At 68.1% G+C, this 24,708-nt stretch carries 24 protein-coding genes; 15 read left to right on the forward strand and 9 right to left on the reverse strand.

All coding sequences use genetic code 11. The features are described 5' to 3' along the window. Window positions 1-244 precede the first annotated feature (244 nt). From ACQ450_RS15280 to ACQ450_RS15290, 3 genes are all read left to right on the forward strand, one after another. Window positions 245-1,639 (forward strand): amidohydrolase, encoded by a 1,395-nt coding sequence (locus tag ACQ450_RS15280; protein WP_431471241.1) that lies wholly within the window; start codon window positions 245-247, stop codon window positions 1,637-1,639. Window positions 1,640-1,641: 2 nt separating this feature from the next. Further along, complete coding sequence (locus tag ACQ450_RS15285) at window positions 1,642-2,952, forward strand: amidohydrolase family protein (protein ID WP_431469909.1); 1,311 nt, start codon at window positions 1,642-1,644, stop codon at window positions 2,950-2,952. A 111-nt stretch (window positions 2,953-3,063) separates the two neighbouring features. Beyond that, window positions 3,064-3,423, forward strand: coding sequence for a hypothetical protein (locus ACQ450_RS15290; protein WP_188054555.1), 360 nt, complete (start codon window positions 3,064-3,066; stop codon window positions 3,421-3,423). A gap of 98 nt (window positions 3,424-3,521) precedes the next feature. Here ACQ450_RS15290 and ACQ450_RS15295 read toward each other — a convergent pair whose 3' ends face one another. Next, window positions 3,522-5,999 carry an alkaline phosphatase PhoX gene (locus ACQ450_RS15295; protein WP_431469910.1) on the reverse strand — a complete coding sequence of 826 codons (2,478 nt, stop codon included), beginning with the start codon at window positions 5,997-5,999 and terminating at the stop codon, window positions 3,522-3,524. Window positions 6,000-6,181: 182 nt separating this feature from the next. On the opposite strand from ACQ450_RS15295, the gene ACQ450_RS15300 reads away from it, so the two are divergent. From ACQ450_RS15300 to ACQ450_RS15310, 3 genes are read left to right on the forward strand one after another with little or no spacing between them, the layout of a single operon-like run. Then, window positions 6,182-6,757 (forward strand): hypothetical protein, encoded by a 576-nt coding sequence (locus ACQ450_RS15300; RefSeq protein WP_431469911.1) that lies wholly within the window; start codon window positions 6,182-6,184, stop codon window positions 6,755-6,757. Further along, window positions 6,754-7,224, forward strand: a complete 471-nt coding sequence (locus ACQ450_RS15305; protein ID WP_431469912.1) for a hypothetical protein — start codon at window positions 6,754-6,756, stop codon at window positions 7,222-7,224. Before ACQ450_RS15300 ends, ACQ450_RS15305 begins: the two co-directional genes overlap by 4 nt. Then, entirely contained in the window at window positions 7,215-7,640 is a 426-nt protein-coding gene (locus ACQ450_RS15310; RefSeq protein WP_431469913.1) for a hypothetical protein, read from the forward strand. The genes ACQ450_RS15305 and ACQ450_RS15310 overlap by 10 nt, the downstream gene beginning before the upstream one ends. Here the strand turns inward: ACQ450_RS15310 and gspD are convergent. The 5 genes from gspD to gspG all read right to left on the reverse strand — a co-directional run bounded on the left by gspD (window position 7,634) and on the right by gspG (window position 11,979). Continuing rightward, window positions 7,634-9,718 (reverse strand): type II secretion system secretin GspD, encoded by a 2,085-nt coding sequence (gene gspD, locus ACQ450_RS15315; protein WP_431469914.1) that lies wholly within the window; start codon window positions 9,716-9,718, stop codon window positions 7,634-7,636. The genes ACQ450_RS15310 and gspD overlap by 7 nt on opposite strands. 12 nt (window positions 9,719-9,730) lie before the next feature. Continuing rightward, the gene (locus tag ACQ450_RS15320) at window positions 9,731-10,537 is read right to left on the reverse strand and encodes a type II secretion system protein N (RefSeq protein WP_431469915.1); all 807 of its coding nucleotides are present in this window, start codon (window positions 10,535-10,537) and stop codon (window positions 9,731-9,733) included. Further along, entirely contained in the window at window positions 10,534-10,902 is a 369-nt protein-coding gene (gspI, locus tag ACQ450_RS15325) for a type II secretion system minor pseudopilin GspI (protein ID WP_431469916.1), read from the reverse strand. The genes ACQ450_RS15320 and gspI overlap by 4 nt, the downstream gene beginning before the upstream one ends. Continuing rightward, window positions 10,899-11,393 (reverse strand): prepilin-type N-terminal cleavage/methylation domain-containing protein, encoded by a 495-nt coding sequence (locus tag ACQ450_RS15330; RefSeq protein ID WP_431469917.1) that lies wholly within the window; start codon window positions 11,391-11,393, stop codon window positions 10,899-10,901. The genes gspI and ACQ450_RS15330 overlap by 4 nt, the downstream gene beginning before the upstream one ends. A 91-nt stretch (window positions 11,394-11,484) precedes the next feature. Continuing rightward, complete coding sequence (gene gspG, locus ACQ450_RS15335; RefSeq protein ID WP_431469918.1) at window positions 11,485-11,979, reverse strand: type II secretion system major pseudopilin GspG; 495 nt, start codon at window positions 11,977-11,979, stop codon at window positions 11,485-11,487. 21 nt (window positions 11,980-12,000) lie between these two features. On the opposite strand from gspG, the gene gspL reads away from it, so the two are divergent. The 5 genes from gspL to ACQ450_RS15360 all read left to right on the forward strand — a co-directional run bounded on the left by gspL (window position 12,001) and on the right by ACQ450_RS15360 (window position 18,348). Then, the gene (gene gspL / locus ACQ450_RS15340; RefSeq protein ID WP_431469919.1) at window positions 12,001-13,134 is read left to right on the forward strand and encodes a type II secretion system protein GspL; all 1,134 of its coding nucleotides are present in this window, start codon (window positions 12,001-12,003) and stop codon (window positions 13,132-13,134) included. Next, the gene (gene gspM / locus ACQ450_RS15345; RefSeq protein WP_431469920.1) at window positions 13,131-13,634 is read left to right on the forward strand and encodes a type II secretion system protein GspM; all 504 of its coding nucleotides are present in this window, start codon (window positions 13,131-13,133) and stop codon (window positions 13,632-13,634) included. Before gspL ends, gspM begins: the two co-directional genes overlap by 4 nt. Then, window positions 13,631-15,124, forward strand: coding sequence for a GspE/PulE family protein (locus ACQ450_RS15350; RefSeq protein WP_431469921.1), 1,494 nt, complete (start codon window positions 13,631-13,633; stop codon window positions 15,122-15,124). The genes gspM and ACQ450_RS15350 overlap by 4 nt, the downstream gene beginning before the upstream one ends. Window positions 15,125-15,376: 252 nt before the next feature. Then, window positions 15,377-16,933 carry a family 43 glycosylhydrolase gene (locus ACQ450_RS15355; protein WP_431469922.1) on the forward strand — a complete coding sequence of 519 codons (1,557 nt, stop codon included), beginning with the start codon at window positions 15,377-15,379 and terminating at the stop codon, window positions 16,931-16,933. Window positions 16,934-17,118: 185 nt separating this feature from the next. Further along, the gene (locus ACQ450_RS15360) at window positions 17,119-18,348 is read left to right on the forward strand and encodes a type II secretion system F family protein (RefSeq protein WP_431469923.1); all 1,230 of its coding nucleotides are present in this window, start codon (window positions 17,119-17,121) and stop codon (window positions 18,346-18,348) included. 44 nt (window positions 18,349-18,392) lie between these two features. Here ACQ450_RS15360 and ACQ450_RS15365 read toward each other — a convergent pair whose 3' ends face one another. Then, the gene (locus tag ACQ450_RS15365) at window positions 18,393-19,022 is read right to left on the reverse strand and encodes a hypothetical protein (protein ID WP_431469924.1); all 630 of its coding nucleotides are present in this window, start codon (window positions 19,020-19,022) and stop codon (window positions 18,393-18,395) included. Between the two features lie 125 nt (window positions 19,023-19,147). Between ACQ450_RS15365 and ACQ450_RS15370 the strand changes: the two genes are divergently transcribed. The 4 genes from ACQ450_RS15370 (at window position 19,148) to ACQ450_RS15385 (ending at window position 22,194) form a co-directional block, all read left to right on the forward strand. After that, window positions 19,148-20,143 carry an ABC transporter substrate-binding protein gene (locus tag ACQ450_RS15370; protein WP_431469925.1) on the forward strand — a complete coding sequence of 332 codons (996 nt, stop codon included), beginning with the start codon at window positions 19,148-19,150 and terminating at the stop codon, window positions 20,141-20,143. After that, a complete protein-coding gene (locus ACQ450_RS15375; protein WP_431469926.1) occupies window positions 20,140-20,694 on the forward strand; it encodes a type II secretion system protein GspJ in 555 nt (184 codons plus the stop codon). Before ACQ450_RS15370 ends, ACQ450_RS15375 begins: the two co-directional genes overlap by 4 nt. Next, window positions 20,691-21,569: a general secretion pathway protein GspK gene (locus tag ACQ450_RS15380; protein WP_431469927.1), complete on the forward strand. Its 879-nt coding sequence runs from the start codon at window positions 20,691-20,693 to the stop codon at window positions 21,567-21,569. The genes ACQ450_RS15375 and ACQ450_RS15380 overlap by 4 nt, the downstream gene beginning before the upstream one ends. A gap of 181 nt (window positions 21,570-21,750) precedes the next feature. Next, a complete protein-coding gene (locus ACQ450_RS15385) occupies window positions 21,751-22,194 on the forward strand; it encodes a hypothetical protein (RefSeq protein WP_431469928.1) in 444 nt (147 codons plus the stop codon). Window positions 22,195-22,201: 7 nt separating this feature from the next. Here the strand turns inward: ACQ450_RS15385 and ACQ450_RS15390 are convergent, their stop codons facing one another. Then, window positions 22,202-23,518, reverse strand: a complete 1,317-nt coding sequence (locus ACQ450_RS15390; protein ID WP_431469929.1) for a protein NO VEIN domain-containing protein — start codon at window positions 23,516-23,518, stop codon at window positions 22,202-22,204. Continuing rightward, window positions 23,515-24,705, reverse strand: coding sequence for a DNA (cytosine-5-)-methyltransferase (gene dcm, locus ACQ450_RS15395; protein ID WP_431469930.1), 1,191 nt, complete (start codon window positions 24,703-24,705; stop codon window positions 23,515-23,517). The genes ACQ450_RS15390 and dcm overlap by 4 nt, the downstream gene beginning before the upstream one ends. Window positions 24,706-24,708 lie beyond the last annotated feature (3 nt).

Consider the following 24,708-nt stretch of genomic DNA (forward strand, 5'->3'; position numbering starts at 1 on the left):
GTCACTCGACACGTCCTACGCACCGGGCGCGAAAGGCGCCCGGCAGGAGGAGCATAACGACATGGTTCCAAATTGAAAATGTCCGTGCGTCCAGGGTGGGCCAGCTTTTCTCGTCGCGCGCGAAGGTTGCGGGTGCGAAATCGTCTTGTCCCTTGCCAAGCGGGCGCCGGCCCGCAATCAAGAGCGCGCACACGCGACCCGCGACGACGTGATGGGAGACTGCCGCTTGCTTCGATCGATCCTCATGCTGGGCGCGGCCGTCGCGCTCGCGGGCTGTGCCGCCGCGGGCGCCGGCGGCGGCACTTCCAGCGCCTCGGCATCGTCGGATGCGGACGCGCGGGGGGAGAGCTACTCGCGTGATCCCTACCCCTCGACCTATCGGCCCTATGCCGGTGTGCCGACGCTCGTCACCAACGTCACCATCCTGGACGGCGAGGGTGGCCGGATCGAGAATGGCGCGGTGCTGTTCCGCGACGGGCGGATCGTCGAGGTCGGGTCCGATCTCGCGGCCAGCGCCGGCGTGACGGTGATCGACGGGGCGGGCAGTTATCTCACGCCCGGCATCATCGACGTGCACAGCCATCTGGGCGACTATCCTTCGCCCTCGGTGGCGGCGGTCTCCGACGGGAATGAAGCGACCGCGCCCACGACGCCCGAGGTTTGGGCCGAACACAGCGTCTGGCCGCAGGATCCCGGCTTTTCCCGCGCGCTCGCCAATGGCGGAGTGACCACGCTTCAGATCCTGCCCGGCTCGGCGAACCTGATGGGCGGGCGCTCGGTCACGGTGAAGAATGTCTATGCGCGGACGGTGCAGGGCATGCGCTTCCCGGGCGCCCCCTATGGGCTCAAGATGGCGTGCGGCGAAAACCCGAAGCGCGTCTATGGCTCGCGCAACCGGATGCCCTCGACGCGGATGGGCAATCTCGCGGTCAATCGCCAGGCCTGGGCCGAGGCGCAGGCATATGATCGCAAGTGGGACAAATATGAGGCCGAGGGCGGGGATCCGCCCGCGCGCGACATCGGCATGGATACCCTACGCGGCGTGCTCGACGGCGAGATCCTGATCCAGAACCATTGCTACCGCGCCGACGAGATGGCGGTGGTCCTCGATATGGCGCGTGAGTTCGGCTATCGCGTCACTGCGTTTCACCACGCGGTCGAAGCCTATAAGATCGCTGATCTGCTCCGCGAAAGCGATACATGCGCAGCGGTCTGGGCCGATTGGTGGGGTTTCAAGCTCGAAGCCTATGACGAAACCGACGCCAATCTCGCGATCCTCGACGATCAGGGTGCCTGCGCACTGATCCATTCGGACGATGCCAACGGCATCCAGCGGCTCAATCAGGAAGTCGCCAAGGCACGTGCCGCCGGCATCCGCGCCGGAATGGACATCAGCGAGGAACATGCCTGGCGCTGGCTCGGAATCAATCCTGCGCGCGTGCTCGGCATCGCCGACCAGACCGGCAGCATCCGCGCCGGCAAGATGGCCGATCTCGTGCTGTGGAACGGCAATCCGTTCAGCGTCTACACGCGCCCGCAGATGGTGTGGGTCGATGGCGCGCTATTGTACGACATGAACAATCCCGAGTTGCGGCCGGTGTCGGACTTCGAGCTCGGCCAGCCGGGACAGGGGATGTGACGATGAAGCGCATGATGCTTTCCGCGACCGCGATCGCAGCGGTTTTCGCCGCCGCGATTCCCGCCGCTGCGCAGGACGTCGCCATCACCAACGCGCGGCTCGTGATCGGTGACGGCTCGGCGCCAGTGGAGGGTGGCACGGTCGTGATCCGCGACGGCCGTGTCGTCGCCGCCGGCACGAACGTCGCCGTTCCCGCGGGGCTCCGCACCGTCGATGCGCAGGGCAAATGGGTGTCGCCCGGCATCATTGCAGGGTTCAGCCGGCTTGGCATTGTCGAGATTTCCGGCGTCTCCGAAACGAACGACACCAGCGCCGACGATTCGCCCTTTCACGCCGCGCTGGATGTCGCCCCAGCGGTCAATCCGCTCGCCAGCGCGATCGCGCTGAACCGGGCCGAAGGCGTCACCCGCGCGGTCGTCGCTCCCGGCACCGGCGAGTCCATTTTCGCCGGCCAGGGCGCGGTGATCGACCTTGGAGCGGACATGGACGCGGTTACCGCGCCGCGCGCGTTCCAGTACATGGAATATGGCGAAGCCGGCGCCCGCACGGCGGGCGGCAGCCGCCCGGCCGCGCACGCGATGCTGCGCAACGCGCTGATGGAGGCACGCGACTATGCGCGCGATCCGGCGGCCTTCGCCGATCGCGGCCGCGACGCGTTCCTCACGCGGCTGGATGCCGCGGCGCTGGCGCCGGTGGTGCAGGGGCGCGTGCCGCTGCTGGTCCATGTCGAGCGCGGATCTGACATTCTCACCGTCCTCGATCTCAAGAACGAGTTTCCCGATCTCGATCTCGTCCTGGTCGGTGCGACCGAGGGCTGGACGGTCGCTCCGCGCATTGCGGCCGCCGGCGTGCCGGTGATCGCCGCCGCGCTCAATGATCTGCCGGCCTCGTTCGAACAGCTCGCCGCCACCCAGTCGAACCTCGGCCGGATGCGCGCGGCCGGAGTGAGAATCGCGATCGGCCTGTTCAACGACGAGGCGCATCAGGTGCGCTGGGTGAAGCAATATGCCGGCAATCTGGTCGGTCTTTCGCGGGTTCCGGGCGAGACCGGACTCGATTGGGGCGCTGCCTTCGCGGCGATCAGTTCGGGTCCGGCAGAGGCACTCGGCATGGGCGGCGAGATCGGCTCGCTGCGTCCGGGCCGCCGCGGCGATGTGGTGATCTGGGACGGCGATCCGCTCGAGGTCGGGACGGCGGCGACGATGGTGTTCGTCGACGGCGTCGAGCAGCCGCTCGAAACCCGTCAGCAGCGGCTGCGCGATCGTTATCTCACCCCGCCGGACGGGCGCCTGCCGAACGCCTATCGGCATTGATCGGCGGTTCCGCCCGGAACTTCCTGGACGGCTGCGGCATTGCCGGGGGAGGCTTCGCACGCACTGCGATCGGGTGACGAAGCGTTCTGGAGCTGAGGAGGAGCGACGAACATGAGCAAGTGGATCATTGCGGCCGGCGTGGCCGCGCTCGCGCTGGCGGGCTGCACCGAGGCGCCGGAATCGGATCAGACCGTCCAGCCGGCCGAGCCTGTGGTCGAGGACGGCGGTAATCTCGTCGCCACCAACGTTCAGGCGGCGATGTTCGAAATGGGTGAGTCCGAGCGCAACGTCGTCTTCATTCGCGCGATTCGCGACGCCGGGCTCCAGTGCCAGAACGTCACTGCGTCCGAACGGGTCGACGATGTTCAGAACCTGCCCACCTGGCGCGCGACCTGCCAGGACGGGACTGCCCATCTGATTTCGATCACCGTGGACGGTACCGCCAACATCATCAGCCGCACCGACACCTGATCCGAAGCGCGGCCGGTGCGCCGCGCTTCGCACGGGGTCCACGAAAAAAAGGGGAGGCCGCGCGAGCGACCTCCCCTTCTCGTTGCGCGTGCGATCGCTCAGAGCGCGATCACGCCGCCGTCGTTCTTGGTGATCGCGACCACCGCCGAGCGCGGCCGCGTGCCGGCCGGGGCGGCGCCGTTCTGATTGGCAGGCCAGTTGGAGGTCGGCGCGGCAGGAGTGCCGTCCTCGCCGGGATGCTGGATGCCGACGAACAGCGTGCGGCCGTCCGGCGTGCTGTCGACGCCGGTGATCTCGCATTCCACCGGGCCGATCAGGAAGCGCTTCACCGTCGCGTCCGTCGCCGGCTTGCCGACGCGAGTCGCCTGGGTTGCGGTCGCGCCGTTCGCACCCGTGTTGGTGATGGTCCGCGCACCGCCGTCGCCGACGCGGCCGGGCATCGCGGCGAGCATCTGGTTGTTGGTGACGTCGGTGTAGGCGCCGTCGTCGGTCTGGATCCACAGCACCGGGTTCACCAGGCCCGCCGGGTTCGTCGGTCGCGAGAACCAGATCCCGTCCGGGCTCGAGAAGTCATTGCCGGCGGTGAGGCCCGAGACGTTGATGTTGTTCGGATCGAGGTCAGAGCCCGCACCGAACAGATAGATGTCCCAGGTGAAGCCCGCTGCGGCCGGATCGTCCCCATTTTCGCGGATGCGGATGATATGGCCGTTGGGATTGCCGCGCTGGGCCGAAGTGCCCTTCGGATCGTTGTAGTGGCGCGGGTTGGCCGCGTTCGTTCCGTTCAGCGGGCGCACCGTCGCATTGTTGTTGGTGAGGGTGAGATAGACCTCGCCGTTCACCATGTTGGTCGCGGTCCATTCCGGACGGTCCATGCCCGTCGCACCCACGGCGTCCGCGGCGAGGCGGGCGTTGACGAGGATGTCGGCCTGATCGGCGAAGACATATTCCGGATCCGCGCCGGCGGCCGGACGGTTCGGAACCTGCCCGAAGGTCAGCGGGAGCCACTGGCCGGTGCCGTCGGCGTTGAACCGCGCGACGTGGAGCGTGCCCTGGTCGAGATATTTGTCGCCCATGGCGAGGCGGTTGGCCGAAGTCGCGTCCGCCGCGTCCCAGCTCGCGTTCGACACATATTTGTAGAAATATTCGCCGCGCGAATCGTCGCCCATATAGACGGCGAGCTTTTTGCCGGCTTCCGCACGGCTCAGCCAGGCACCTTCATGCCCCATGCGGCCGAGCGCGGTGCGCTTCCGCGGCGCCGCATTCTTGTCATAGGGATCATGTTCGACGACCCAGCCATATTGGAAGGGTTCGTTGCGGAAGTCGCTGGTGGGCGTTCCGGCCGTGGCGCGCGCATCCCACTTGCGGAAGATGGTGCTGCTGGCGTCCGCCGGCGTCACCGTCGACCACAGATAGTTGCCGCTGCTGCTGGTCACGCCATAGCGGCGCAGCGACGTAAGTTCCTTGGCGCTGCGCAGCGCATCGTCGCCGCTGCGACGGAAATAGCCCGCCCAATTCTCTTCGCAGGTCAGGTTCGTGCCCCAGGGGGTGTGGCCGTTGGCGCAGTTGTTGATCGTGCCGCGGCCGGCGACGCCGGTCGGCGAATAGGCAGTGACCACCCAGCTGGTGCCGCGCACCGGACCGTGCAGCACGGTAGGCGTGTTCGGCGTGATGCGGCGGTTGAACGCGCTGTCCTGCACATAGGCCCAGGCGCCGTTCGTCCGGCGATATTCGGTGACGCTGACGCCGTGCGCCTCGATCTCCTTGATCGCCTCGGCTTCCGGGCGGACGCCGCCGGGCGCGGTCGGGCCGGCGGGGTGGAGATACTGAACGTTGAGGTTCTCGTGGTTCTGCACCAGCAGGCCGCGCGTCGAGCTGTTGTCGTCACGCGTGCCCGAGCTGCTCAGGCCGTACCAGTAGAGCGCGTCGCCATGATCGCCGATGCGGTTGGCATAATCGGTATCGGAGCCGTCGTTCCTGAACGCCGGCACGCCCGCAGCCAGCGGATCGCCCAGCGCGGTCATCACGGTCACCGTGTAGCCTTCAGGTACGGTGACGATGTCATTGCGGTTCTTGGGGACTGCGGTGAAGCCGAGCACCGCCGGGCTGACCGTGACGGTCGTGGTCGCGCTCGTCGTCTGCGCGTTTTCATCAGCGGCAGTGAAGCGGAAGGTGAGGGTGGTCGGCTCGGCCACGCTGGGCGCCAGGAAGGTGGTGGTGTTGGCGTTCGGGCTGCTGAGCGTCACGGTCGGGCCGCCGATCTGCGCCCAGGCCACCGCGCCGACCGTCCCGTTGTCGGATGCCGTGCCGGTGAGCGTCACCATCCGTCCCGCCGTCGTCGCGCCGCTCGATCCTGCGGTCACCGTCGGCGGTGCATCGGAGCTCGTGGTGGCTTCGTCGCAGGCGGTCAGCACCGTGCCGCCGAACACCGCGACCGCCGCGGCCGAGGCGCCGCTGCGCAGCGTCTGACGGCGCGAGAGGCGCTGGTCGACCAGCGAGTTCAGCGAGATGGCGCCGGTGTTGTTGGTGTCGATGTCGCCGTCGGTATAGCCGAGGCTCAGGTCGGTCTGGTCGGTCATCGCGGATACCCCCAAAGCCCGAGTCGCAACGGGCGACTCGGTTCGAGAGCGAGCTGTGGCGATCCTGCTTTACGCGGTGATGGACGGCTGATGGCGAAGCGGTGACACATGTGCGTCAGCTTTGTGTCTGCGCCCCGCTGAAGCTATGCGGAGCCCCCCGCACTGGAGTATCGGCGGCGCCGATGGACTTGCCCAAGCCCGATCCTGTCGATCCGCCGGCCGCGCGCGCCAGCAGCCTGGCCGATCGGATAGGTGCGGCCTGGCGCGGCGGCTTGCCGGCTGTGTCGGCGCGCCTGGCGCGTCCCATGCCGCCGCGCGTCGCCTCGCGCGCGGAATGGATCGGGGCCGGAATGCTCGCATTGCTGCTCGCGGCCGGTCCCCTTGCCACGCTGCTGCTCGCGAACCGCCTCACCGCTCGCGCCGAGGCGGCCACGGCGGTGCTCCGCGAACGCGTCGAGCCGCGCCGTGCGGCCGAAGCTGCCCGGCAGCGCGCCCGGGCCGAATTGGCCGCGATGCTTGCGCGCCCCGGCCCCAGCGCCACGGTTGAAGCGCTTGCCCGCGCCTTGCCCGAGGATGCGGTGCTCCGCCGAGTCGCGCGCGGGGGGGATGGCGCACTCGCCGCCGAAGTGTTCACGCCCGATCCGGATCGGCTGCGTACTGCGCTGCGCCGCGCGCCGGAGCTTGCCGGTCTGCGCGAGACCGGCCAGGCCGGCGACGAATCCGGGCTGCGCGTCCGTTTCGAGGAACGGGGCGAATGAGACGCCTGCCTCCGCTCGCGATCGGCGGTCTCGCGGGGCTTGTTCTCGCGCTGCTGCTCGCCCCCGCGACCGGGGCCGCTCTCGGGAGGCTCGCCGAGGCGCGTGCCGAGCGCGCGCGGCTGGCATTGCTTGCCGATGCGCCTGCGGCCGTCGCGCCGCCGCTCGTCGTGCCCGCCTCGGCGATCGAGGCGCCCGATGCGATGGCGGCGCGCAGGCAGCTCGCCCGTCGCATCCGTGCGGCGGCGGGGCAGGGGGGCCTGCTGGTTGAGGAGCTTTCCCTCGCCCGGGCGCCGGTGGGGCTCGTCGCGGTAAAGCTGCGGCTCTCCGGTCCGGAAAAATCAGTGCTAGCGCTGGCGGATGCGCTGGAACGCGGGTCGCCGCTCGTTCGCCTGCGCGGTTGGGCGCTCGCGCCGCTCCCCGAAGGCGGCATCCGGCTGGAAGGCGAGGCAGTGGCGGCATGGCGCTGATCTCGCGTCCGCTGCGGGCGGCGCTGGTTGCCGCCGCACTCGCGGCCGTCGCACAGCCGCTGCTGTTGCTGCGAGCGCCCGCGCCAGTGCCGGCGGAACCGGCGCCCGCACCTGGCCCGCTTGCAGTGCCGAAGGCTCCGCCGCCACTCGATGCGGCCTATGCACGCCCGCTCTTCGGAGCGGCTTCCGGCGAGATCGCGCTTCCCGCCGATGCGCCGCGGCTCACCGGCATCGTCGGTCGGATCGGGCGCGATGCCGTCGCCTTTGCCGAAACCGCGCAGGGCGAAAGCCGCACGCTGGCGCTTGGCGAGAGCATCGATGGCTGGCGGCTCGAATCGCTCGCGATCGACGCGGCCTATTTCACGCGCGGTACCGCCCGGGTGCGCGTGCCGCTGCCCGCCGGCGAGGATCAGTAGATCCCGTCGATCTCCACTGTCAGCCGAGGCGTCGGCGGCTTGAGCAACAGACTCTCGCGCTCGATGCTCTCCAGTTCGTCGGCACGCAGCCGGTTGTAGCGGTCCTGTGCCACCGCCGCCGCGTCGGCGCCGTCGCGCAGGATGGTGGGGCGGATGAAGATGAACAGGGTCCGTTTCAACCGCCGTTCCGATCGCGACTTGAACAGCTCGCCCAGGATCGGAATGTCACCCAGCACCGGCACTTGCCGGCGCGAGTCGGTATAGTCGTCGGAAATCAGACCGCCGAGGACATAGGTGCTGCCGTTGTCGGCAAGCACGGTGTTGATCACCGAGCGCTGGTTGGTGATGATATCCGCCGCGCCCTGCACCTGGATCGGCGCGATCGACGAGGCTTCGACGCTCACCTCGAGCCGGATCGTATCGCCGGCGTTGATCCGCGGCAGGACGCGCAGCGTGAGGCCCACGTTCTTGCGCTCGATCGACGTATAGGGCGCGACGTCGGTGTTGCCGGTGAGGATCGATCCGGTGACGAACGGAACCTCCTGCGCCACCACGATCTCGGCGGGCGTGTTGTCCACCGCCATCGTCTGCGGCGCCGACAGCAGGTTCGCACGTTCCGACACGCCGATCGCGCGCAGCAGGACCGAGAAATCGTCGCCGAACGCGATATTGCCCGTGAGTCCCTCGCCAAGCAGCTGACCCGCCGGCACGCCGAGCGCGGTCAGGATCGTTCCCAGCGACGGCCCCGGATTGCCGAACGAGGTGCCGATGCCTTCCACCTGGTCGAGCACCGCGCCGCTGGTGCCGATCTGCATCGCCAGCGTTTCGGCGTCGTCGCCCTGGATCTCGGCGATGATTGCTTCGATCAGCACCTGCGGGCGGCGCACGTCGAGTTCGGTGATCAGTGCCTCGATCGATGCGACTGCGGTGGGCGTGCCGCGCACCACCACGGCGTTGATGTCCGGCGCGGGCTGCACCGTGACCTCGGGCGTCGAAAAGCCCTGTGCCGGCTGGCCCTCGTTGCCGCCGCTCGTCAGCGGCGTGCGTTCGGTCTGCCCGCCCGCTACCGCTGCGGCGGCAGTGGCGGCATTGCCGGAGGTCAGCTCGCTCAGCGCCCGGGTGGGCGAGGGGCGCAGGCTCTGGCTGCTGCGGCTCGAGAGGCTGCGCGCCACCGGATTGGTTGCTTCCGCCTCGATCCCCAAAACGCCCTGCAGCACGGCGGTCACCGATTCGGCGTCGGCGTAGTTCAGGCGGAACACGCGAGTCATCGCGGTCGTGCCGCCCGGCGTGTCGAGCGCCGCGGCGATCCGGCGGGCCTCCGCGACGGCGGAAGGCGTGCCCCGCACGATCACCGTGTTCGAACGCGCGTCGGCGGCGATGCGCGTGGCGCCCACGGTCGCCTGGTCTGCGGCGAGCACGCCCTGGAGCGCCTGCGCCACTTCGGCGGCATTGCCGTGTTGCAGATTGATCGTGGCGAAAGTCGATCCGCTGCCGCCGTCGAGCGACCGAGCGATCGCTTCGATGCGGCGGACATTGTCGGCATAGTCGGTAACAACGATCGCATTGGGGCTGGTCAGCGGCTCGACGCTGCCGAAATTCGCCACCAGCGGGCGCACTACGCGCGCGACTTCGCCCGACGGGACGTTCGCCAGCCGGATCATCCGCGTGGTCAATTCCTGCCCGGAAACGCCGCGGCCCGGCACGCCGCCGTCGCGCACCGCATTCGCCTGCGGAACGATGCGCCACGCCCGCCCCGAACGGACTGCGGCGAAACCATTGGCGCGCAGCACCGAAAGGAACAGCTCCCACACGCCCGAAGGCGTGAGCGGCGTGGCCGAAGTCACTGTCACCTTGCCCTGCACTGCCGGGTCGAGGATCAGCGTGCGGCCGGTGATCCGCGAGATCTGGTCCGCGACGTCGGTGATCTCGACGCCGCGCATATTGACGACCACGTCGGCGGGCGGCCCGGCCGGCGTGTCCTGCACCGGCGGCGGAACGGTCTGGGCCAGCAGCGGGATCGGCTGCAGCGCGGTCGCGCCGAGCGCGAGCGTGGCGACGATGGATCGGAGCGAAGTCAAGGGGCGGTCTTCCTAGCGGAGCGGGACGGTCAGCAGCACGCGCTGCCCGTCGCGAACGAGAGTGATCTGGGCGGAGCCGTTCGCCTGCGCGGCCTGGAGCGCGGCGGCGGCGGCCGTGGGGTCGCTGAGCGGCGTGCCGTTCACTGCCTGCAGCACATCCCCCTGCCGCAGCCCGGGCGGGCCGTTCTCGCCGATGCGCAGCCCTCCCTCGACAGGTGACGCATCGAGCCGCTGGAGCAGCGATCCGGCGTTCTGCGCGGAAAGGGGAGGCGCGGCGGCCGCAGCGGCAGCGGCGGGTGCGGCGGGCGCTGCCGACGGTGCGGCCGCCTGTTGCTGCTGTGCGGCGGCGCGCTGTTCGGGCGTCAGGGAGGAATCGGGGAACGCGAGATGTTCGATCCGGCCGCCGTTGCTCAGCACCACGCGATCGCGCAGGATGCCCTGGATCGTCGCGCCGTTTACCGTGTCGCCGATCCGGAACGGCGCTGCCTCCGCGCCCTCGATCGAAATGAAGGCAGTGGAAAGCGTCGCCGGCTGCGCCGCGAAAACGCCCTTCAATTCCAGCGGCAGCGATGTCGGCTGCGTGGCTTCGCTCACGCTTGCCTTGCCGAACGGCGCCAGCGCCAGCGCCGGGGAGATGTCCTGCCGCACCGCAGGGCCGCTGCGGCCGCTCGGCACGGTGATCGCGCCGGTTCCGGCATGACCCGCGATCCGCCAGGTCAGCCCCGCCAACGCCCAGGCGATCGAGATCACCACGCCTGCCGTCAGCAGGTCGAGCGCGGTGCGGATCTGCCGCGGCGAAAGCGAATACCCCCCGGTCATCGCGGCCTCCCGTCTACGAAGCCGTCAAGCGTTGCAAGCGCCGACTGTTCGCCGCTTGGGAACACCTCGATGCGCACGCGTGCGATTTCGGGATCGTCGGTCGAGCTGCGGTCCACGGCGACCCGCCAGTCATTGCCCAGCATCGCCACCTCATCGGCTCCGGGCGCTGCGCCGCCGCCCGCCAGCGACAGCTCGGCAAGCCGATTCTCGGCGACCCACATCGCGGCGGCGCGGCGCTCCATCGCCCGCGTCGAATCGATGTGCGATTCGACCGTGCCGATGAGCCCCACCGTCGCGATCGCCAGCACCGCGAGCGCCACCAGCGCCTCGATCAGGGAGAAGCCCTGTGCATCGCCCTGCTTCATGCCTCCGGCTCCAGCCCCGGAATCGCCGTCGCGGTCATGCCGTCATAGGCGACGATCCAGCGCTGCCCGCCGCTTTCGATCGTAGCGGTCAGCGGACGTCCGCCGCCCTCGGTGCCGAGCAGGATCGGCGGCGTTGCGCTCAGCGTCATCACCATCCCGCCCGGGAGGCGGTGAAAGTCGAGCTGGCGCGAAATCGGTTCTGCCAGCCCCTGCGGCGTATAGGCCGTGAAGCCATAGCCGTCTTCCTCGACCGTGAACGCGACCATCCGGTCGCCCAGCATCGCGTCGTCGGCGGCCGCCTGCAGCCGCGTCGCGAGCTGCCGCGCCTCGGCTTCCACGCTCGGCGCGCGCGTCACGCTGCCGATGCTGAGCGAGACTGCGCCGGCACCCACCGCGATGATCGCCAGCACGACGAGCATCTCGACGAGCGTCAGCCCCGCCTCGTGGGGGCGGGCGCGGAAATCGCGCATGTGGCGATGGCGGTCGGCCATGGTTCGCTCGAACATCCCCCCGGCGGACGGCACGGCGCCCGACTCGTTGCTTTCTACCAGAAGGCGCGGTCCGCCGTCGATCCGCCTGCGGTCAGCGCCGCGCCTCGATATCGGCGTTCAGCGCTTCGCCGCCCGGCTGCCCATCGGCTCCCAGCGACTTCAGCTCGATGCTGCCGCCGTTGTTCGCATAGACATAGGGATTGCCCCACGGGTCGATCGGCTGGCCCTGGTCGTTGGTCTGGAGACCGGTCAGATAGCCGCCCTGCGCCCAGTTGGCGGGCACCGGCGGCACCGACGGCCGCTCGACCAGCGCCTTCAACCCCTGCTGAGTCGAGGGATAGTCGCCATTGTCGAGGCGGTACATCGTCAGCGCCTGCGAGATGGTGGCGAGGTTCGAGGTGGCGGTGGTCACGCGCGCCTGGTCGGGCCGGCCGATCACGTTCGGCACGATCAGCGCGGCGACCAGTGCGATGATCACCAGCACCACCATCATCTCGACGAGCGTGAGCCCGGCCTCGCTCTGCGAAGCCGCACGACGCTTGCGTGCCCGCGCCGCTGATGCCACGCTGTCACGGAACTGTTTCATTCTTATGCGCATCGGCTCCCCATGCGTTCGATCCATGAAAGCAATGTGACAAGCGATTCGGCCAGACGCCAGCCGCCCGTTGCGCCCGAGGCTCCGGGCGGCGGTATCGGCACCCTGGCGGGTGGCGGGTTCGTGGCGCTTGCGCCCGACGGGCCGGCGACTCTGCTGGTGCCGACCGAATCGGTGCTGTTGCTCGCCGTCGATCTGCCGCTCGCCACGCGCGCCAAGCGGCTCGAGGCGCTGCCCTTCGCAATCGAGGACCGGATCGCCGAGCCGATCGAATCGGTGCATCTCGCGCTCGGCGCGGAGATCGGCGAGAAGCGCTATCTCGTCGGTGTCGTCCGCCACGATCGCATGGCGGCCTGGATCGACGCGGCCGAGGCGGCGGGCATGGGCCATGCCGCGATGGTGCCCGATGCGCTTGCCCTGCCGGTGCCGCCGCCCGGCTGTTGGTCGGTCGATCTCGACGGCGCGCGTGCGGTGGTCCGCGCGAGCGACGGCACCGGCTTTGCCTGCGCCGCGGCGATGCTCCCTGCCGCGTGGGAATCGGCGGGCCGTCCGCCCGCGATCGCCTGGGGTGCGCCGCTGCCGCCCGAGATGCGCGCAGAGACCGAGCGCGGCGACGCGGCTCCGCTTGCCGAGCGTCTCGCCGCGCCCGCGCTCGATCTGCGTCAGGGCGTCTATGCCCGCCGCCGAGGTTCCAGCGGCGGCGTGTGGCGGCGGCTCGGCTGGATCGCCGTGCTCGGCGCCACCGCGCACGGCCTCATCGCCGCTGCCGACACGCTGATGCTGCGTGCGATCGCCGAGCGCCGTGCGGACGAGACGCGCGAGCTGGTCGCGCTCGCTGCGCCCGGAATCGCGCTCGGCGACGATATGATCGCCACCGTCACCAATCTGCTGCCGCCGCCGGGCAGCGGCGCTCCACAAACCTTCCTGCCGCTGATGTCGCGCGTTTCGGGCGCGCTGGCGCCGCTCGCCGGCAGCCTCTCGACTCGCGCCATCGCGTTCGACGCGAACACGCTGACTCTAGACCTGGCCGCGGCCGAACCGGGCCTCGCCGTTCGGATCGGTGCCGCCTTGCGCGCCGCCCAGGTGCAGGCGACCGTCGCCGAATCGCCTGATGGCACGATCCGCGTTACGGCGGCGGCGGCATGATCGTCGTGATTCGCGAACGCCTTCCGGCCCTCGACGCCGCGCTCACTCGCTTCGACGGCTGGTGGAGCGGCCTGTCGCAGCGCGAGCGGCTGTTGCTCTCGGTCATGGCCGTGCTGCTGTTTCTCGTGGTCGCGGTGTTCGGCGTCGTGAAGCCGCTCCAGGCCGCCCGCGCGCAGGCGCTGGCCGATATCCGCACCTATGAGACGCTCAACGCGCGCATCCGTGCGGCAGGCGGCACGCTCGGCGCGACGGCGGCCCCGCAGCGCAACGGACCCCCGCTTCAGATCGTCACCGATTCGGCACCGTCGTTCGGCCTCGCGGTCACTGCCACGCCGACTGCCGAGGGAGTTCGCGCCGAGATCGCCGACGGCAGCTACGATTCGATCCTCGCCTGGACGGCGGATCTCGTCGCCACCAGCCCGCTCGTGCTGCGTCGCGCCAGCTTCGCGCCCGGCCCCGCGTCGGGCCGTGTCCGGGCGACGCTGGAGTTCGGCCAGTGAACGAGGCTCTGGTGCTGACCGATGCCGCTGCCGAGCCGCGCACGCTTCCCTATGGCTATGCCCGTCGCCACGGCGTGCTGCTCCGCCCGGGCGCGCAGGGTATCGAGTGCCTGCACCGCTCCGCCGTGGCACTCGATGCGCTGCTCGAGGTCCAGCGGATCGCCCCGGAGGCGCGCTTCGTCGCGGTGTCGGACGAAGCCTTCGATGCCGCGCTCGGCGGTGCCTATGGCGACAGCGCGGGCGCCGCTGCCGATTTCGATATCGGCGACATGGATCTCGCCACGCTGGCCGATTCGGCCGCCGCAGTCGACGATCTGCTCGACACGCGCGACGATGCGCCGGTGATCCGCCTGATCAACGCGCTGCTGCTCGAGGCGATCAAGGAAGGCGCGTCGGACGTCCATATCGAAACGCAGGAAAAGCGCCTTGTCGTACGCTTCCGGATCGATGGCGTGCTGCGCGACATGATCGAGCCGCCGCGCGCGCTCGCGCCGCTGCTCGTCAGCCGCATCAAGGTGATGGCGAAGCTCGACATCGCCGAAAAGCGCGTGCCGCAGGACGGCCGCGTCACGCTGCGCATCGGCGGCCACGATGTCGACGCGCGCGTCTCGACCATCCCGACCCAGCATGGCGAGCGAGTCGTGCTCCGTCTGCTCGAGCGCGGCAGCATGAAGCTCGAACTCGGCGGCCTCGGGATGAGCGAGCGCGATCGTGCGGTGTTCTCGCGCCTGCTCGAGCGGCCGCACGGCATCCTGCTCGTCACCGGCCCCACCGGGTCGGGCAAGACGACCACGCTCTACACCGCGCTCACGCGGCTCAACGACCGCAAGCGCAATGTAATGACGGTCGAGGATCCGATCGAATATGAACTCGCCGGCATTGCCCAGACCCAGGTCAATCCGCGCACCGACATGACCTTCGCACGTGGGCTGCGCGCGATCCTGCGCCAGGATCCGGATGTCATCATGGTCGGCGAGATCCGCGATCACGAAACCGCGCAGGTCGCCGTCCGCTCGGCGATGACCGGCCATTTCGTGCTCTCGACGCTGCACACCAACACTGCCGTGGGATCGGTCACTCGGCTGATCGACATGGGGGTCGAGCGCTATCTGCTCGCGCCGATGGTGGTGGGCCTCGCCGCGCAGCGCCTCGTCCGCCGCCTCTGTCCCGAATGCCGCCGCGCCGATGTCGCGAGCGAGGCCGATGCGCTGCTCCTCGGCGGAGGCTTGCGCGCCGGCGATCCGGTCTGGCGCGCGCAGGGCTGCGACCAGTGCCACGGCGATGGCTATCGCGGCCGCGCCGGCCTCTACGAAGTCATCGCCGTCGACGATGTCTTCCAGGGCATGATCCACGACGGCGCGAGCGAAGCCGAGCTTGAACGCCACGCCCGTGGGGACAATCCCAGCCTGCTCGACGATGGCGTAGCGAAGGTGCGCGACGGGATCACCACGGTCGAGGAAGTGGCACGCGTCGTTCGCGACGAGAGCTGAACCGCCAGACGTTCCGAATGCCGAACGCGGCGCCGGAAGTACCGCCGCCGGGACATTCGCGCGCCCTTCTGCCGCCCTTAAAGGCGGATTAGTCAGACAAGTCGGGCCTGTGCTGAGGTGCGCTAAACTCATGAGGGAGCATCAAAAATCTGTGAGCTCTGCCACTGTAAATGAAGAATCCGTTTGAAACTCAGACAAATACCTGCATTCTCTGCGGACCGCGCCGCAAGAGCGCCAGCAACTGGAGAGGATATGAACGCTCATCAACGGAGCGCGCAGGTGCGCGCTTGGCCGCTGCTGTCGGCCGCACTTCTGCTTGCGTCCTGCGGCGGCAATGGTGGCGGGAGCGGGACCGTCGTGACCCCTGCGCCGACTCCGACGCCTACGGCGACCGCAACGCCCACGCCCGCAGGTCCAGAGGCCGGTACGATCGTCTCCATCAGCGACGCCGCAGCGCTCGAAATCCGCAGCGCGGGAAGCAACGCCTTGCTGACGATCGAAGGCGCCAGCCAGACGGCGGGCGCGCGGATCGCCCGGACCGACAGCGGAAGCGGTACGGCAGCGGTCCGCTGGCATGCGCTGCCCATGGGGAACAACCGCTACAACATCGAAAGCCTGCTGACTCATCAGGTCATGGGGATCGAAGCCGCCTCGACTGCCGAGGGGGCACTCGCCGTGCAATGGGCGGACAACGGCACCGACGACCATCTCTGGTCCTTCTATCGGCTATCCAACGGCAATTATCTGATCCGCAACGTCAACAGCGGATTATATCTCCAAGTCGGCGCTGGCGGCGCGATCACGCAGGGCGCGCGAGCGACGAGCGGCCAGGAATGGGCGATCACGGTCACCGGCGACCGTGCCTATCCCGAGCCGGCAGTGCTCGCCGGAGCGGGCATCGACGTTCACGATCCGGATCTCCTTCAGGACGCGAGCGGAACCATCTGGCTCTATGGCACGCATAACACGCTGGCGCGTTCGACCGACGGCGCCCTGTTCCTCGCGGAAACCCGACCGATCATCTCGCCCGATTTCAGCTGGTGGGCGAGCAAGAACACCACTTGGCAGGGCCGTACCGACATCTGGGCGCCGTCGATCCTGCACGCGAACGGCACCTATTATCTCTATTACTCGATCCCGATCTACAACACGCCCTCGCAGGCGGGAACCAACAACGGCGCACAGGCACTGATCGCCTTGGCGACGAGCACCAGCCCGAACGGCCCCTGGACCGATGCGGGCACGATCATCGAATCCTGCGGCAACATGCCGGGCTGCACCACTACCTTCAATGCGATCGATCCGGCACCGTTCATTGGTGCCGACGGCCGTTGGTGGATGGCGTTCGGCTCGTGGGAAGACGGGATCCATGTCCTCGAACTCGATCCGGCGACCGGGCTGCGGTTGCAATCGAACAGTGCGCTTCCGGTGATCGCCTTTCGCGGCGCGGGCCAGGAGGGGCCCTTCGTCCTGCCGCGCGTGGTGAACGGCCAGCAATGGTATTATTATTTCGGCTCGAACAATCCCTGCTGCTCGGCGAGCAGCACCTATCGGGTGGTGGTCGGACGATCGGCGAGTCCGACGGGACCGTTCCTCGATCGGGGCGGAATCGATCTGCGCGACGGCGGCGGCACGATCCTCCTGGGCACCCACGGCTATGTCGTCGGACCGGGCGGGCAGAGCGTGCGCGAGATCGGCGGGCAGCTCAAGCTGGTGTATCATTTCTACGATAGCCGCGCGAACGGCGCTCCCAAGCTCGGACTCAACACCATCGCGTTCGATGCCGAGGGCTGGCCGTACCTCCAGTAGCAGGCTGCGGTTCCGCGCCCGCGGCTTGAACGGCGCGGGCCACTCTTCGCTGTCCTAGGCTTCGCGCTTGTGCTTATGCATAGCTCGCGTGCGCACCCGTTTCTCGTCTGATGGCCGCCGAGCGCGGAGCTGGCGGCAAGCGGGCGCGCCGAGCCTTCAGGAACTAGCGCCGAGCCGAGACGCCGATGCCCGCCTATGCCTATCGCGCCGCTGACCGCACGGGTGCCTCGAAAAAGGGGCTGATCGAGGCTTCGTCGCCCGCCGCGGCGCGGGCGATGCTGCGCGATCAGTCATTGCTGCCGCTGTCGGTCGAATCGGCGGGCGAGCGGCGCAATCTCGGTGCCACGAGTATCCGTCTGCCGCGAATCGGCGGCCGGGGCGTCTCGTCGAAGCAGCTCGCGACGCTCACGCGCCAGATCGCCACACTGGTCGGCTCGGACATTCCGGTCGAGGAGTCGCTCCGCCTCGTCGCCGTCCAGTCCGAATCGCAGAGCGTGAGTGCGCTGCTGCTCGAAGTGCGCGGCGCGATCCTCGACGGGCGCAGCTTCGCTGCCGCGCTGGCTCAGCATCCCAAGGCGTTTCCCGAATTCTACCGCGCCTCGGTCGCCGCGGGCGAGGCATCGGGCAAGCTCTCGAGCGTGCTCGAGCATCTCGCCGCCTTCGTCGAAACGCGTCAGGCGAACAGTCAGAAGCTGGGCCTCGCCTTGCTCTATCCGGCGCTGCTTGCGCTGGTCTCGCTCGGCATGGTCGTGCTGCTGATGATCTATGTCGTGCCCGATATCGTGCGCGTGTTCGTCTCGCGCGGTGCCGATCTGCCGTTCCTCACCCGGGCGCTGATCGCGGTCAGCTGGTTTCTCCAGAGCTTCGGCCTGTATCTGCTGATCGGGGCGGGCGCCGCGTTCCTGTTGTTCGGCCGCTGGTCGCGCGTGCCTGCGAACCGGCTGCGGCTGCACCGCTGGTTCGCCACCCGCTCGCCGCTCAAGCGGTTCAGCCGTCAGCTCAACGCGGCACGCTTCGCGGGCAGCCTCGCCACCCTCGTCGGCAGCGCGGTCCCGCTGGTCGAGGCGCTGCACGCGGCCGCGGCCGTCACCCCCAATCTCCACGTCCGCGAAAAGGCGATGGGCGTCGCCCAGCGCGTGCGCGAGGGCGTCAGCCTGCGGGCGGCGATGCAGGAAGCGGGTGTGTTCCCGACGATGCTCGTCGCGATCGTCGCCTCGGGCGAATCGAGCGGCAAGCTGGCTCCCGCGCTCGCCCGCGCCTCGGGCGAGCTCGAACGCGAGCTCGACGCGCTGGTGGCGACGCTCGTCTCGCTGGTCGAGCCATTGGTGCTGCTGGTGATGGGCGGGCTGGTGCTCACCATGGTGCTCGCGATCCTGTTGCCGATCATCAATCTGAACGAGCTGGTCACGCTGTGATTTGCTTCGATCCTTGCCTCAGCGGGCGAGGCATCGAAGTGCCGTCACATCTGTCCCTGCACGCGCATTCCGCCCGGCACGCCGAGGAACGGCAGCACTCTCGCTCCGTCCTGCGTCACGCCGACGTCGATCGTGCCGTCCTCGGTCAGCGTCGCTTCGACCAGCGTCTGGCGGCGCTGCGCGGCCGGCGTCAGGCGGATACGGGTTTCGTCGCCGATATGCTGTGCGGTCAGCAGCAGTGCCGGCACGGGAGTCGCCGCGCCGCCGCCGCGCGGAGTGCAGCTGCCGGGATCGGTCACGATCGTGCCCTGCAGCATCTGCTCGCCGCCGCCCGCCACGATCCGGTCCATGTCCACCTGCATCGTGAAGTCGCAGCTGAACGGCAGATTGGGCTGGAGCGCCTGCAACAGCGTCGCATCGGCCGATCCGCTCACCGTGTCGAGCGTGACGCCGGAAAAGCCGATCAGCATGCGGCCGCCCAGGTCGGTATCGTTGCCGGCCGCGGTCCAGTCGGCGGCGAAGCCCAGACTGGTGAGCGAGCGGAGCGGCGCCCAGTTCCACGAAAGGATGCTGCCGCCAGCGATCCCAACTTCGCCGTTCCACACGGTTCCCGCGATGCCGGTGCGCCACGGCCGGTTCTTCAGGAACACGCTGGCCGGCATGGTGAAGACCATCGCCAGTGCATATGCAGCTATGCCGATCGCGGCGAAAACGATAAGACGCCGCCGTGCGACGAACCCTGTATCCTGAGGCGGCGATGAATCGGCGGAGCCTGCTGAAGTCCCTGCAAACCGGCGTCGTGGCAGCAACGGCATGCTATGCGTTCCCTTCGTTCGCATCGGTGGGCCGCCGCGGCGATCCTGCCACCGGGCTGCTCCTTCCGCTCACCGGTGAGCGGGCGCGGCTGGGCAATAGCATGCGTCAGGCGGCCTTGCTCGCCGAAAGTGGCGAGTTCCTCAAGATCCACGATACGGGCGATACGGCGGCCGGTGCGGCCGCTGCCGCCACTGCGGCGCTGCGCGAGGGTGCGGCGCTGCTGCTGGGGCCGCTGCTCGCCGAGCAGGTGCCGGCGGTCGGCAGTACCGCGGCGGGCCGCGTGCCCGTCATCGCCTTCAGCAACGATGCCGTGCTGCGCCAACCGAGCACCTATATCTTCGGCATCACCGCGGGCCAGGTGACGAGCGCTATCCTGCGCTATGCCCGCAGCCGGGGCGTTCGCTCGGTGGCGGTGATCGACGATCGCAGCCCCTGGTCCGCCGCCGCCGCGCTCGCGGCAGGACGGATGGAGGCCGAGCTCGGCCTGCGCGTCCGCATCCTCGAAGTCGTTCCCGGCCAGCCGCTCCCCGATCCGGGCGAGGCGCCCGATGCGGTGCTGCTTCCGGGGAGCGGTGAGGCGGTACTGGCGGCGGCGCGGACGCTGAAGGACAGCGGCATCCAGCTGCTCGGCACCCTGCAGGCGCTCGACCATCGGCCCGCGGCGCTCGACGTGCTCGACGGCGCCTGGCTGGCAAGCCCGAGCCCGGACGAGTTCGGCCGCTTCGCCGCCGAGTTCGAAGCGCGCAACGGCGGCGGTGCAGGTGCGATCACTGCGCTTGCCTATGACGCCGCCTCGATCGCCAAGACGCTGCGCGAGGCGGAAAAGCTGGGGACGCAGGGCCTGCTCGAAAGTCCGGGCTTCCGCTGCGTCACCGGGCCGGTGCGCTTTCGAACCGACGGCAGCGTCGCGCGCGACTTCGCGATTCTCGTCGCCTCGCCTTCGGGCTATCAGGCCGTGGCGGTGAGCTCCGGATCGTGACTCGGGCGCCGTCCGGAGCGGCGGGCGAGCACGGCTTCACGCTTCTCGAACTGATGATCTCGCTGGCGCTGTTCGCGCTGATCGCAGTCGCGGGGCTGGGGCTGGTGCAGAGCATCATGGGGGTGCAGGGACGCACCGAGGCGCGGCTCGACCGAGTCCAGCAGCTCCAGCGCAGCATGTATGTTCTCACGAGCGACTTCGATCAGATCGCTCGTGGCCGGCTTTCGGGGGAAGGGGCGGGCATCTCGTTCACACGTGCCGCGCCGGGCCTCGGCGGTCCGCCGGTGCCGATGCGCTACGATGCCTCGGGCGGCGCGCTGGTGCGCAGCATCGGGCCGGTGCCGCAACTTCTTCTGCCGGGAGTGACGGCGGCGCGCTGGCGCTTCTGGAATGGCGAGTGGGTCGATCGCTGGCCGGCCGATGATACCCAGCCGGATGCATGGCCGCGCGCGGTCGAAGTCGAGATGCAGGTCGCGACGCCGGGCGGGCCGGGCGGCGTGCTCCGCCGCGTCATCGTCCTGCCCGAACGGCCCGAGGAGCCTGCGGCATGAAGCGCGGGCCCGAGCCCGACGAGGCGGGCATGATCCTCGTCAACGTGCTCATGTTCGTTGCGATCGCCAGCGCCATGGTGCTGCTGATGATCAATCGCGAGGCGCTCGCGCTCGACGGAGCGGTGCGGATGCGCGAGGCGTCGCGGGCGCTCGCAATTGCCCGGGGCGGCGAGCTTTCCGTGCTGGTCGCGCTCCGCCGCGACGCGGAGGAGGCGCCCGACAGCGATCATCGCGGCGAGGCCTGGGCCAACCTGGGCGAGCGCGGTGTCGCGATCGAGGGCGGCAGCTTCGACCTTGCCGTTTCGGACGCGCAGGGCCGCTTCAACATCAATCTGGTGCGCTCGGGCGATGCGGCTCCGCTGATCCTCTTCCAGACGATCGCACAGGAGGCGGGCGCAAGCCGCGAGCAGATCCTGAAGCTGGTCGAGCTGGTGCGGCTCACCGGCCCTGTGACCGACATTCGCCCGCTGCGCGCCGCCGGCCTCGATGCCGAGCTCGCCGCGCGGCTCGAGCGGCTGGTGACGGCGCTGCCCGGCCGCACGTCGATCAATCTCAACGCGGCCGATCAGGAAATGCTGCGTATTCTCTTTCGCGACCCGGTGGTGGCGGAGCGGCTCGCAGCGGTGCGCGACCGGCAGGGCTATCTCACGCCGGAGGATCTCGCGGAGCAGAATGTCACCATGCCGTTCGGCACGGGGTTTCGCTCCGAAACCTTCTGGGTGCGGACCCGCGCCACGATCGGCGACACCAGCCAGGAAATCGCCACGCTCGTCCAGCGGCGAAGGAGCGACGGCGTTGCGGAGGCGATGCCGGTCGAGCGGTGGCGCGGCGCGGCCGTCCCGCCCGGCGCGCCGCCGCTCGCGCAAGCCGATTGAAGCGCGGCCAAGGCGCGCATCGGCACCGTTTCGCCTCAAGCGCAGAAATTTGCGGTATAGTGTAGCAGACTAACCAAGCTACCTTTACCGCTTGGTACGATCGGCCTGCTACGGTCACGCGCTGGTTGAGCAGCGGGTCATCATGAGCATAACGAATTTTCGAGCCCCCTTAAAAATCGCTATGGGCCACTGGCTTCACGAGGCGAACGAAAAGGCGGCGGAGATCGCACGCATCGAATCGCTTTTCGAGTGCCTGGGCGCGTTGCGCGAACGCGAAGAACATCTTCGACACGTCCTTGGCTGCGCCAACGTCGTCATGAAAGAGATCAATCCCGGTTGGACCATGGATGATCTGAAGCCGGTCAAGAAACACGTGCATAAGGCCCCCAGCCGGCCCGGAGAGATCGCCCGTCTTACCCTCGACATTCTCCGGGACGCGTCGGAGCCGCTCACCGCTCGCGAGATCGCGGTCAGGGCGATCAATCGGCTAGGACAGGACGGCGCAGATAAGGAGACGGTGGAGCGCGTATACAAGGCAGTCGAGGCCACGCTCCGGGCAAAATTAAAGAGCGGATTGGTGCAGCATGACGGGAATTATGGAAGAAAGTGGAAGATTGCGGTCTGACCGATTTCTACGGCATCGACGTCGTATGCTTACGCCACACCGAACGAGGAAGCGTGTATTCAACGACCATGCGCTTTGTCATCTGTAGGCGGGCGGGGTCTTCGACCCACTGAATCGTCGCTGGGAGCGCAGGGTCGTAGTGTTCCACGATCGCGAGCACGAAATCTTTTCTCACTGCCAATGCCTGCTGGTATTCTAAATCGGTCAGCGTAGCGGTGCAGATGCCTACCGAACTTTTGACCTCTACCATCTTGACCTGACCGGCCTTGATGATCTTGAAGTCATATCCGACCTTCTTGCCGCTCACATCGACGACCAACCACCCTGCCGTTTCCAGGGTCGTCCTCACGGCCTGTTGCGCATTCCACCATCCACTTGTCGCTGGCGGCGGTGGTGAGGTGGTCACCCCGATCGAGCTATGGTGCGGCAAGGCCTTGGCCTTCTTGCTGGTCACCGTCTTCGGAGTTGGTGCCGGAGGGACGCCAGGCAACGTCACTGCCGGGACTGCTACCGCAGGACCGGTTGATAGGCGTGTCCACGTTACCCCTGCCGCAACCAGCGCCAAAGCCTGATGTGCAGCTGATCCTGGGTCGTCGTCGAAATAGGCAGCAGCCTCCGCCATCGTGAAACCGAAGTCAGTGAGGAAATCGGGAACGTCCACATGACTCCGTCCAGCCGCCAGAATGCCGTCATAGTAGATCGCGACGATCAGGGCGGCGATAGGTAGCTTCACGCCGCTGGCCGGCCTGATGATTCCGGAATAGAAGGTTACGTCCTGGGGATCGTGAACCGTGTATTCGCTGGTGACCGGATCCTTCCGGAACATCTTGGGGTTGTCCTCGCCGCGATATACCGGCGGCTTCCCCTTAATGTTGCACCACGACTGCGCGAGTGTCTGGGTGCCGACCGGACGCAGATGTGGACACACCTTTCGTGAAGCGGCGACGAAACCCGGTGTCTGCATCTCCTGCACCGAAGCGTAGCAGACGAAGCCCTTCTGCAGATTGAGATTGTTGCGCCAGATATTCGAGGCGACGGTCAGGATGCCACCGGTGGTCCCCGTAGGGATCTTGTGATCATCATCGAAAATGATCGCGATAGTATCAGGCGTTCCTCGATTAGGCTTGCTGTATAGATCATCAAGCAGCTGCTGCAGCTGCCTTGAGTCGATTCCGATCGCTGATCCGACGATCGGAATCTGATTGCCGTAATGCTTGCAGGCGAGAAATATCTGGGCCGCACGTCCGCGGAAGCCATTGCCTACTGCAGCCTTTAGAATTTCGAGCGCCTTGTCGTAGACTGTCTTGGAATTGATCGGGATCATGCGGCCAGCTTCTCGCTGGAACCACGTGCCTCGGCGAGATAGTTCGCGGGTGCTATTTCGCCCCGCATCAGCGCCTGGTATGACGATGCAGGCCTTCTTGCATAGTCGAGAGCGGATCCGTCCTGGCCCGCGATCAGGCGAGGCAGATCACCGATGGCTTCATCCACGGTGACGACCGGCTGTGCATCAAGCAGACCTCCGGCCGAGAGCGAACACCATTCGACCGGCTTCCGGGGCGGCGCCATGCCTCCGCGTCGAACGCCGACGATCACCACCCGAACGCGCCTCTGCGGAACGCCGAACTCGGCGGCGTTCATCTTCCAGACCTGTGCGTCATACCCGGCCCGGTCAAAGCCTGCGAGGATGCGCTGCAGGAAGGCGCCGCCCGACATGCTGAGAAGACCGAGGACATTCTCGAAGACGAACACGTCTGGCTTCATGCGGTCCAGCAGGATGGAGTAGCGCGCATGAAGGTGGTTGCGTGCGTCGTCCTCCGACCGCTTCTTGCCGCCGGTCGAGAATCCCTGGCAAGGAGGTCCACCGACTAGAGCGAGAGGCCTAGTGCGATCCCGGCCTTCCGTTGCCGCCACCAGATGCTCGATGACCTGATCGTCGTTCATATCACCGACGATGGCGAGCGGAGCTACATTCTGGTTGAACACCTGCACAGCGAACTTGTCGAAGTCGGTAGCTGCAAGCGTCTTCCACCCCTGCCACTTGAAGCCCAAGGACAAGCCGCCGCAGCCGGCGAACACGTCCACCATGTCGCCGGCCGCGCCGAGCGCCTCAGCAACCTGCATAGCGAGCAACGGCGGGACAGCATTGCCGATCTGCTGGCAGACCGCACGCTGCGATCCGCTAAAAACGAAGCTGTCAGGGAAGGATTGCAGCCGGGCCGCTTCCCGGTGCGAAATGGTCCTGTCCTGGGTCGCGTCCGGATGCATGAAGCACCCGTTCCCAGGCCGGGTATAGTAGGTGCCGATCGTATAGCTTGGGGCGTCGGGGCGGAGGCGACCGTAATAGGTCGATCGCGAACCCTTGCCGGCCGCGCAGCTCTCCCTGATCTGTGCCAGGCGCGCGGAAGGTACGCTCTCAGGGATGTCCTGCCAGTTGCCGCCGGGCGGCACGGAGCGAGCGAATTGAAGATCGAGTTCGCTCAGCTTGGCGCTTTGATGATTGAAGATCATCGG

The sequence above is a fragment of the Sphingosinithalassobacter sp. LHW66-3 genome (assembly GCF_050703275.1).
Taxonomy (GTDB): domain Bacteria; phylum Pseudomonadota; class Alphaproteobacteria; order Sphingomonadales; family Sphingomonadaceae; genus Sphingomonas.